Consider the following 9,128-nt stretch of genomic DNA (forward strand, 5'->3'; position numbering starts at 1 on the left):
GCGCCCGGGGCGGTGCCGGTACCGGGTCGCGCGGACACCTTCGACCCTCCCTCGGCGGCGGTGCTCACCGGGTTCGCCGCGCACCTCGACGATTTCGACGACACCCATCTCGCCACCGTCGTACACCCGGGCGCCGCCACCCTCGGCGCCGCGCTCGGGGCGAGCTGGTTGCAGGACCGGACGGGCGACGACCTGCTGCGTGCCTTCGCAATCGGCATCGAGCTGCAGCTTCGGGTGGCGGTGGCGATGTCGCCGTCGCACTACGACGAGGGCTGGCACATCACCGGCACCGTCGGACCGTTCGGGGCGGCCACCGCGGCAGCGTTGCTCATGGGTCTGGACGCCGAAACCACCGGTCGCGCACTCGGTATCGCCTCCAGCATGACGATCGGTCATCGCGAGGGCTTCGGCACGATGAACAAGCCGCTGCACCCGGGCAAGGCCGCCGCGAACGGTCTGGTGGCGGCGGTCGTCGCCGCACGTGGCCTCACCGCTTCGCCGTCGGCACTGGACGGTCCCCGAGGGTACTTCCGGGTGATGGCACCGGAACTCGACGTGGCCAAGCTGGTCGACGGCTGGGGCGAGAGGTGGGAGTTGCTCGACAACACCTACAAGCCCTATCCGTGTGGCATCGTCAGCCATCCCGCGATCGAGGCGGCTGAGGCGCTGCATCAGGCGGTCGCCGGTCGTGAGGTCGAGCGCGTCGAGGTGCGCTGCCATCCCCTGGTGGTCGAGCTCACCGGGAATCCCGATCCGCACGACGGGTTGGCGGCGCGGTTCTCCACGATCCACGGTGTCGCGTGCGGTGTGCTCAACGGCCCCGTCGACCTCAAGTCCTATGAGGACGCCCATGTGCGCTCCGCTCCGGTCATCGATATGCGCGCCAAGGTCCAACTGCTGCCGGACGCCGAGATTCCCAGGGCAACAGCCCATCTCACCGCATTCCTGACCGACGGCAGCACCGAGAGCCGCACCGTGCAGCACGCCCGGGGAAGCCTCGAGATGCCCCTGACCGACGATCAGCTCGACCGCAAGGTCCTCGCCCTGGTGGAGCGGACCCTGCCAGGGCGGGAGAAGGAGATCGTCGACGCCGCCCGCACCGTCGCGACCGCACCCTCCGCTCAGGGCTGGTTCTCCACACTGGCCGACACCGACGCCCACAAGATTGGCACTTCCGCATGAGCACTGACATCACCCCTCGCATCAGTTCGTTTGTCGCTCAGCTCACCTGGGACGACGTGCCCGAAGACGCCAGGGTCGCCGCCCGCCGCACCGCCGCCAATGTGATCGGGCTGTCGGTGGGCGCCGCCCACGATCCGGCCGCCGAGGCGGTGCTGGCGGCTGCGGCCGATCTCGGCCAGACAGGCCCGGCACAGGTGCTCGGCCGCACTGAACAACTCACCGCGCCGTGGGCCGCCCTGGTGAACGGATTGACCGCCCATGTCGAAGATTTCGACGACACCTACCTGTCCTGCATCCTGCACCCCGGCGCACCCATCGTGCCCGCGGCACTGGCCGTGGCCCAGCTCGCGGGTGCCGACGGCGCCACGTTGATGACCGGGGTGGTGGCGGGCGTCGAAGTGGCCAGTAGGCTCGGTGACTGCCTGTGGCCCAGCCACTTCGACCGCGGCTGGCATGTCACCGCGACCACCGGTCCGATCGGCGCGGCGTGTGCGGCGGCCCGGATACTCGGGCTCGACGCGAAGCGCACCGCGGACGCCATCGCCATCGCCGCGACCCAGGCTGCCGGACACACCGAGCAACTCGGGTCGATGACGAAGTCCTTCCAGGTGGGGCGGGCCGCGTCCATCGGAGTCGAGGCCGCACTGCTGGCCGAACAGGGGTTCACCGGCCCGGTGGAACCCTTGGCCGGTCGACGCGGGATGGCAGCGCTGATGGCCGCCGACGTCGACTGGTCCCCGATGTCGGATCTGGGGTCACGGTGGCTGGTCGAGAGCAACGCCCTCAAACCGTACAGCTGCGGAATCGTCAGCCACCCGGTGATCGATGCCGGCAGGCAGCTCCGCGCCGACGGCGTCGATCCCACTCAACTGGAGTCGGTGACGCTCGAGGTGCATCCGCGGGTTCTCGACGTGATGGGCGTCGTCGATCCCAAAACCGGCCTGCAGAGCAAGTTCTCGGTGTACCACTGCTTTGCCGTCGGCCTGGTGCGCGGGGCCGGCGGGCCGCCGGAGTTCAGCGACGAAACCGCCACGGATCCGCAGATCCAGCAGGTGCGCACGCTGGTCACGGTGACGTTGGATCCGTCGCTGGCCGCCGACTCCTGCCGGATGACCGCGACGTTGGTCGGCGGCAGGACAGTCGAACTCACGATCGAGCACGCGACCGGTAGCACCTCGGCGCCGATGACCGACGAGGAACTGCAGGACAAAGTGATCCGGCTCGCCGGGCGCCTCGACAATCCCGGCAGCCTGTGGGACGTTGCCTGGCGACTCGATGAAATGACCTCTGCCACAGATCTCTTCGCGGTGGCCAGGTAACTCCGGCGGTGGCGTCCGCCATAGGTCGCTGGCTGCTCCTGCTTGTCGTCGTCTCCGCGGTCTCGCTGGGTTTCATCCTGATCGCGCTGCCGACGCCATTGCTGTTCGGTGGCCTCGTCGGCGCATTGATCTATGCGCTGGCGCGGCCGTCGGCGCCGCTGCGACTGCCCGGGTCGTGGTTTCAGGGCGGCCAGGCGGTGGTCGGCGCGATCGTCGGCACGGCCATCGAGTGGGAGACCTTGGCCGGCCTGGGTACCCGATGGCTGATCGTCATCGGGATCTCCTGTTTCGCGCTGGTGGTCAGTGTGCTCGTCGGCAGCCTGCTGACCCGCAAGGGTGCCACCCCGGCGACCGCCGCATTCTCCTCGATCGCCGGTGGCGCAATCGGTCTGACGGCGATGGCCGATGACCTCGGGGCGGACTCGCGGGTCATCGCCGTGCTGCAGTACCTGCGGCTACTGATCGTGCTGCTGACCATGCCGGTGGTGGTGACCCTGCTGTTCGGCGCCTACGACGAAGGTGGCCGGCTGTCCCTCGCAGCCGGCGACTGGCGGGTCGATCTGCCGTTCGTCGCGCTGGCCATCGCCGGAGGCCTGGCCGTGGGCAAGCTGCTGCGCATGCCGTCGCCTGCGCTGCTCGGGCCGCTGCTGGTGTCCGCGCCGCTGACCCTGGTGCCGTACTTCGCCGAGGCGCAGGTCCCCGCGATCATCGCGGGCCTCGGGTATCTGGCGATCGGCGTGCAGGTCGGCCTGAAATTCACTGTGGGAAGCCTGAAATCGATCGGCCGGATGGTGCCGACGGCCATGCTGACCATCGTGGTGACGCTCGTGGCGTGCGCGGGCCTGGGTTGGGTCCTGACGCTCACCACCGATGCCACCCCGCTGGATGCCTATCTCGCGACCACACCCGGCGGGATCTATGCGGTCATGGGTACCGCCGCGTCCACCGGTTCGGACGTCACGTTCGTCGCCGCGGCCCAGATCTCCCGGATGCTCATCGTGCTGGCGATCGCGCCCTTCGTGGCGGCCTACTTCCGGCGGGCGGCGGGCCCTGACCCGTAGTCTCGCCACATGAGCGTCAAGGTGGATGTCGACCGGTTGTCCGACACGCTCGCCGACTTCACGTTCGCCTACCTCATCACGGTCGGTGACGACTACCGCGCCCACACCGTGGCGGTTTCGCCGGTGCTGTCCGGCGGTACCTTCGACGTGGGGCCCGTCGGCAACGGCACCCGGCGCAATACTTCTGCACACCCGGACGTGACCCTGGTGTGGCCGCCACCCGATCCGGGCGGCCACACCCTGATCGTCGACGGCCGCGGCCGGGTCGACGGGGACGCGGTGACCGTCACGCCCGTCGGCGCAGTACTGCATCGCCCTGCCCCGGCCTGAGCCGACGAAAAGGCCCGGCTCGCTTGGATGTGTCAGCGAGCCGGGCCTTTCTCGTACAGGGACTAGAAGTCCATACCGCCCATGCCACCGGTCGGGTCGCCCGCGGGTGCGGACGCCTTCTCCGGCTTGTCGGCGACGACCGCCTCGGTGGTGAGGAACAGCGCCGCGATGGACGCTGCGTTCTGCAGCGCCGAGCGGGTGACCTTCACCGGGTCGGCAACGCCGGCCTTGAGCAGGTCCTCGTACTCACCGGTCGCGGCGTTCAGGCCGTGACCCGCGGGAAGGTTCGAGACCTTCTCCGCGACGACACCCGGCTCCAGGCCACCGTTGAAGGCGATCTGCTTGAGCGGGGCCGACAGCGAGACCCGGACGATGTTGGCACCGGTGGCCTCGTCGCCGGTCAGGTCCAGCTCGTCCAGCGACGGAGCCGACTGCAGCAGCGCCACGCCGCCACCGGCGACGATGCCTTCTTCGACGGCAGCCTTCGCGTTGCGAACGGCGTCCTCGATGCGGTGCTTGCGCTCCTTGAGCTCCACCTCGGTGGCAGCTCCGGCCTTGATCACCGCAACGCCGCCGGCCAGCTTGGCCAGACGTTCCTGCAGCTTCTCGCGGTCGTAGTCGGAATCGCTGTTCTCGATCTCGGCACGGATCTGAGACACCCGGCCGGCGATGGCGTCGGAGTCACCGGCGCCCTCGACGATGGTGGTCTCGTCCTTGTTCACGACGACCTTGCGGGCGGTACCGAGCAGCGCGACGTCGGCGGTCTCCAGGGACAGACCGACCTCTTCGCTGACAACCTGGCCACCGGTCAGGATCGCGATGTCCTGCAGCATGGCCTTGCGGCGGTCACCGAAGCCCGGAGCCTTGACGGCGACGGACTTGAAGGTGCCGCGGATCTTGTTGACCACCAGGGTCGACAGGGCTTCGCCCTCGACGTCCTCGGCGATGATCAGCAGCGGCTTGCCGGCCTGGATGACCTTCTCCAGCAGCGGGAGCAGGTCCTTGACGGTCGACACCTTGGAGCTGACCAGCAGGATGTAGGGATCCTCCAGGACGGCTTCCTGACGCTCGGCGTCGGTCACGAAGTAACCCGAGATGTATCCCTTGTCGAAGCGCATACCCTCGGTCAGCTCGAGCTGCAGACCAAAGGTGTTGGACTCCTCGACGGTGATGACACCCTCGTTGCCGACCTTGTCCATGGCCTCGGCGATGAGCTCGCCGATCTGGACGTCGCCGGCGGAGATCGCAGCGGTGGCAGCGATCTGCTCCTTGGTCTCGACCTCCTTGGCCGACTTCAGCAGCGTCTCGGTGACCTTCGCGACGGCCTTCTCGATGCCGCGCTTGAGGCCGAGCGGGTTGGCGCCGGCGGCGACGTTGCGCAGACCCTCGCGAACGAGTGCCTGGGCCAGCACGGTGGCGGTGGTGGTGCCGTCACCTGCGACGTCGTCGGTCTTCTTGGCGACTTCCTTGACCAGCTCTGCGCCGATCTTCTCGTACGGGTCCTCCAGCTCGATCTCCTTGGCGATGGAAACCCCATCGTTGGTGATCGTGGGAGCGCCCCACTTCTTCTCCAGGACGACGTTGCGACCCTTGGGGCCCAACGTCACCTTGACCGCGTCGGCGAGGGCGTTGAGGCCCCGCTCGAGGCCGCGGCGGGCCTCTTCGTCATACGCAATTATCTTGGACATTGCGAAGTGTTTCCTCCGGATTGGGGATGCACGTCTTGCTGGCCGGGCGCAGTGCCCGCGACGGACGACAGGGGATGTGCTCCGCGTGTGCGGCGCCCCCGTCTCACCGTCCCGACCTAGCACTCACCGGTCGTGAGTGCCAACTGCATTCTTAGCACTCGACCTGGTCGAGTGCAAGGTCCGGGGGGTCCGTCGGCGGGATCTACGCCTTCGCCCCCAGGCCCCCGAGCACCACGTCGATCAGTCGGCCCGCGGCGTCGCCGTTGTACCCCTGCATCGCCTGCAATCCGACCAGCAATGCCTTCACGTCGGCGACATCGACATCGCCGCGCACGGCCCCGGCGTCCTGCGCGGCTCGCAGCAGCGTGCCGAGCATCTCGAGGAAGTCGCCCTCCGCCTCGGGGATCGCGGCGTTGACGTCGACACCCACCCCGGCGAGCGCCTCGCTGAGCCCCCGATCGGTCGCCCCCCACTGCAGCACCATGGTCCGCAGAAACGTGAACAACGCCTGGGCGGGGTCGCCGTCGTCCAGTAGCGCCCGGCCGGCGGCGACGATGCTGCGGATGCGGTTGTCGACCACGGCACGGAAGAGATCTTCCTTGGTCGGGAAGTGTCGGTACACCGTGCCGGCGCCAACGCCCGCGCGCCGGGCGATCTCGTCGATCGGCACCGACAGTCCGTCGCTGGCGAAGGTGTCGTAGGCGACCTCGAGCACGCGGGCACGGTTGCGGGCCGCGTCTGCGCGCAGCGGCCGGGCCAACAAGAACCTCCGGGGAACAAAAAAGCGGGGCGAGCGTTCCGTATAGTGATCCATTAACGGAGCGAACGCCCCGTTTCGACTATCCTAGGAGACCCTCATGACGAAGTGGACCACGGCCGACATTCCCGACCAGACCGGACGCACCGCGGTGATCACTGGCGCCAACACCGGCCTGGGCTACGAGACCGCTGCAGCGCTGGCAGCCAAGGGAGCCCGAGTCGTCATCGCAGTGCGCAACCTGGACAAGGGCAAGGACGCGGTCAGTCGCATTCAGCAGACGGCCCCCGAGGCGACCGTGGAACTGCGGGAGCTCGACCTCAGCTCGCTGTCCTCGGTGCGTGCGGCCGCCGATCAGCTCAAGAACGACCACGCCACCATCGATCTGCTCATCAACAACGCCGGCGTGATGTACACGCCGCGCCAGGAGACCGCGGAGGGCTTCGAGCTCCAGTTCGGCACGAACCATCTGGGTCACTTTGCGCTGACCGGCCTGCTGCTCGACCGGGTCTCGGCGGCGCCGTCCGGGCGCGTCGTGACCGTCAGCAGCGTCGGCCACCGCATTCGGGCAGGCATCCACTTCGACGACCTCCAGCTGCAGCGCAACTACAACCGCGTTGTCGCCTACGGGCAGTCCAAGCTCGCCAATTTGCTGTTCACCTATGAGCTGCAGCGGCGATTGGGTACCGCCGGATCGTCGACGGCAGCGCTCGCGGCACACCCGGGCGGGTCGAACACCGAGCTCGGTCGGCACCTACCGCTTCTGGATCCCGTATTTCGGTTGGTGTCGCAGACCGCTGCGATGGGAGCACTGCCGACCCTGCGTGCCGCCACCGATCCGGCGGCCGAAGGCGGCCAGTACTTCGGCCCGTCGGGGCCCTTCGAGCTCCGCGGCTACCCGAAGGTGGTCTCGTCGAGTCGACAGTCGCACGACGAAGCGCTACAACGCAGGCTCTGGTCGGTGTCCGAAGAGTTGACGGGCGTCAGCTACCGGGTATAGGCCGGACCGAAAGCGGGACCTTTCACCGAAACCACAGGCACGCCCCGATGCACCCTTCTGAGGAGACAGACATGACCGACTGGACCACCGCCCACATCCCCGACCAGACCGGCCGCACCGCCGTCATCACCGGCGCGAACACCGGACTCGGATTCGAGACCGCCAAAGCACTGGCCGCCAAGGGCGCGACCGTCGTCATCGCCGTCCGCGATACCGACAAGGGCACGAAGGCGGCCTCCCAGATGACCGGCGACGTCCAGGTCCAGGAACTCGATCTGACGTCCTTGGATTCCATCAGCGCTGCTGCCGATGCGCTGAAGTCACGCTTCGACACGATCGACCTGCTGATCAACAACGCCGGGGTGATGACGACCCCGAAGGGCAACACCAAGGACGGCTTCGAGCTGCAATTCGGCACCAACCATCTGGGCCACTTCGCACTGACCGGTCAGCTGCTGGAGAAGCTGCTCGATGTCCCCGGCGCCCGGGTGGTGACGGTCAGCAGCAACGGCCACAAGATGGGCGGCTCCATCCACTGGGATGACCTGCAGTGGGAACGCAGCTACAACCGGATGGGCGCCTATACGCAGTCGAAGCTGGCCAATCTGCTGTTCACCTACGAACTCCAACGCCGACTGGCCCCGCGCGGCAAGACCGTCGCCGTCGCCGCCCACCCCGGCACGTCGCCTACCGAACTGGCGCGCAACCTGCCTAAGCCGGTGCAGGGCGCCTTCGGGGTCGTCGCCCCGCTCTTCGCCCACAGTCCGGCGATGGGCGCCTTGCCCACGTTGCGTGCCGCCACCGACCCGGGCACCCTCGGCGGTCAGTACTACGGACCGGACGGCATTGCCCAGCAGCGGGGCAACCCGGTCGTCGTCGCCTCCAGCGCGCAGTCCTACGACCTCGACCTGCAGCGCCGGCTGTGGACCGTCTCCGAAGAGCTGACGAAGGTGACGTTCCCGGTCTAGCCACCGGAGCCGACACGCGACCCGGACACGCCGCGGAAATGCGGTCGCGTAACCGCCTGCCCTAGACTGCATTCCGTTCAGAGAGGAGTCACAGGGTGCGGGCTGACGCAGCGCCCAGCACCCAGGCTTTGCGGGGCTGGCAGCGACGGGCGCTGGTGAAATACCTGGCCGCCAAGCCGCGTGACTTCCTGGCTGTGGCGACCCCGGGCTCCGGCAAGACCACCTTCGCGCTGCGTGTCGTCGCCGAGTTGTTCGCCGAAGGCACCATCGAAGCCGTCACCGTCGTCGTACCCACCGAACACCTCAAGATCCAGTGGGCTCAGGCGGCCGCCCGACTCGGGATCGCGCTGGACCCGAAGTTCTCGAACTCCAACTCCCAGACGTCCTCGGAATACCACGGCGTCGTCGTCACCTACGCCCAGGTCGCCAGCCACCCCACCCGGCACCGGGTGCGCACCGAGAACCGCAAGACCCTGGTCGTCTTCGACGAGATCCATCACGGCGGTGACGCCAAGAGTTGGGGCGAGGCCATTCGCGAGGCGTTCGACGACGCCACCCGGCGGCTCGCGCTGACCGGCACGCCGTTCCGCAGCGACGACAGCGCGATCCCGTTCGTCACCTACTCCCCCGACCACGAAGGCCTGATGAGGTCGCAGGCCGACCACACCTACGGCTACTCCGACGCGCTCGCCGACGGAGTCGTCCGGCCGGTGATGTTCATGGCCTACTCGGGCGAGGCCCGCTGGCGCGACAGCGCGGGCGAGGAACACGCGGCCCGCCTCGGTGAACCGCTGACGGCCGAGCAGACCGCCCGGGCCTGGAA

The 9,128-nt window shown here is 68.3% G+C and carries 9 protein-coding genes; 7 read left to right on the forward strand and 2 right to left on the reverse strand.

Annotated elements, in window-relative coordinates:
- The 4 genes from WA965_RS09810 to WA965_RS09825 form a co-directional block, all read left to right on the forward strand.
- On the forward strand, positions 1-1,182 hold a 1,182-nt coding region (locus WA965_RS09810), incomplete at its 5' end, for an MmgE/PrpD family protein (protein ID WP_526447437.1).
- Positions 1,179-2,501, forward strand: coding sequence for an MmgE/PrpD family protein (locus WA965_RS09815; RefSeq protein ID WP_526302914.1), 1,323 nt, complete (start codon positions 1,179-1,181; stop codon positions 2,499-2,501). The genes WA965_RS09810 and WA965_RS09815, both read left to right, overlap by 4 nt.
- A gap of 8 nt (positions 2,502-2,509) precedes the next feature.
- Positions 2,510-3,562, forward strand: a complete 1,053-nt coding sequence (locus WA965_RS09820; protein ID WP_526302915.1) for an AbrB family protein — start codon at positions 2,510-2,512, stop codon at positions 3,560-3,562.
- A gap of 9 nt (positions 3,563-3,571) precedes the next feature.
- Entirely contained in the window at positions 3,572-3,892 is a 321-nt protein-coding gene (locus WA965_RS09825) for a pyridoxamine 5'-phosphate oxidase family protein (RefSeq protein WP_526302916.1), read from the forward strand.
- 62 nt (positions 3,893-3,954) lie between these two features.
- Here the strand turns inward: WA965_RS09825 and groL are convergent, their stop codons facing one another.
- Positions 3,955-5,580 carry a chaperonin GroEL gene (groL, locus tag WA965_RS09830; protein ID WP_526302917.1) on the reverse strand — a complete coding sequence of 542 codons (1,626 nt, stop codon included), beginning with the start codon at positions 5,578-5,580 and terminating at the stop codon, positions 3,955-3,957.
- A 202-nt stretch (positions 5,581-5,782) separates the two neighbouring features.
- Positions 5,783-6,340, reverse strand: coding sequence for a TetR/AcrR family transcriptional regulator (locus tag WA965_RS09835; protein WP_526302918.1), 558 nt, complete (start codon positions 6,338-6,340; stop codon positions 5,783-5,785).
- 97 nt (positions 6,341-6,437) lie between these two features.
- Here WA965_RS09835 and WA965_RS09840 point away from each other — a divergent pair, with 97 nt between their 5' ends.
- The 3 genes from WA965_RS09840 to WA965_RS09850 form a co-directional block, all read left to right on the forward strand.
- Positions 6,438-7,337, forward strand: coding sequence for an SDR family oxidoreductase (locus tag WA965_RS09840; protein WP_526302919.1), 900 nt, complete (start codon positions 6,438-6,440; stop codon positions 7,335-7,337).
- A gap of 71 nt (positions 7,338-7,408) precedes the next feature.
- Complete coding sequence (locus tag WA965_RS09845; protein WP_526302920.1) at positions 7,409-8,305, forward strand: SDR family oxidoreductase; 897 nt, start codon at positions 7,409-7,411, stop codon at positions 8,303-8,305.
- Positions 8,306-8,400: 95 nt separating this feature from the next.
- A partial coding sequence (locus WA965_RS09850) for a DEAD/DEAH box helicase (RefSeq protein ID WP_526447439.1) occupies positions 8,401-9,128 on the forward strand: 728 nt, incomplete at its 3' end.

It is taken from the genome of Mycobacterium sp. (assembly GCF_049683935.1).
Classification (GTDB): Bacteria; Actinomycetota; Actinomycetes; order Mycobacteriales; family Mycobacteriaceae; genus Mycobacterium.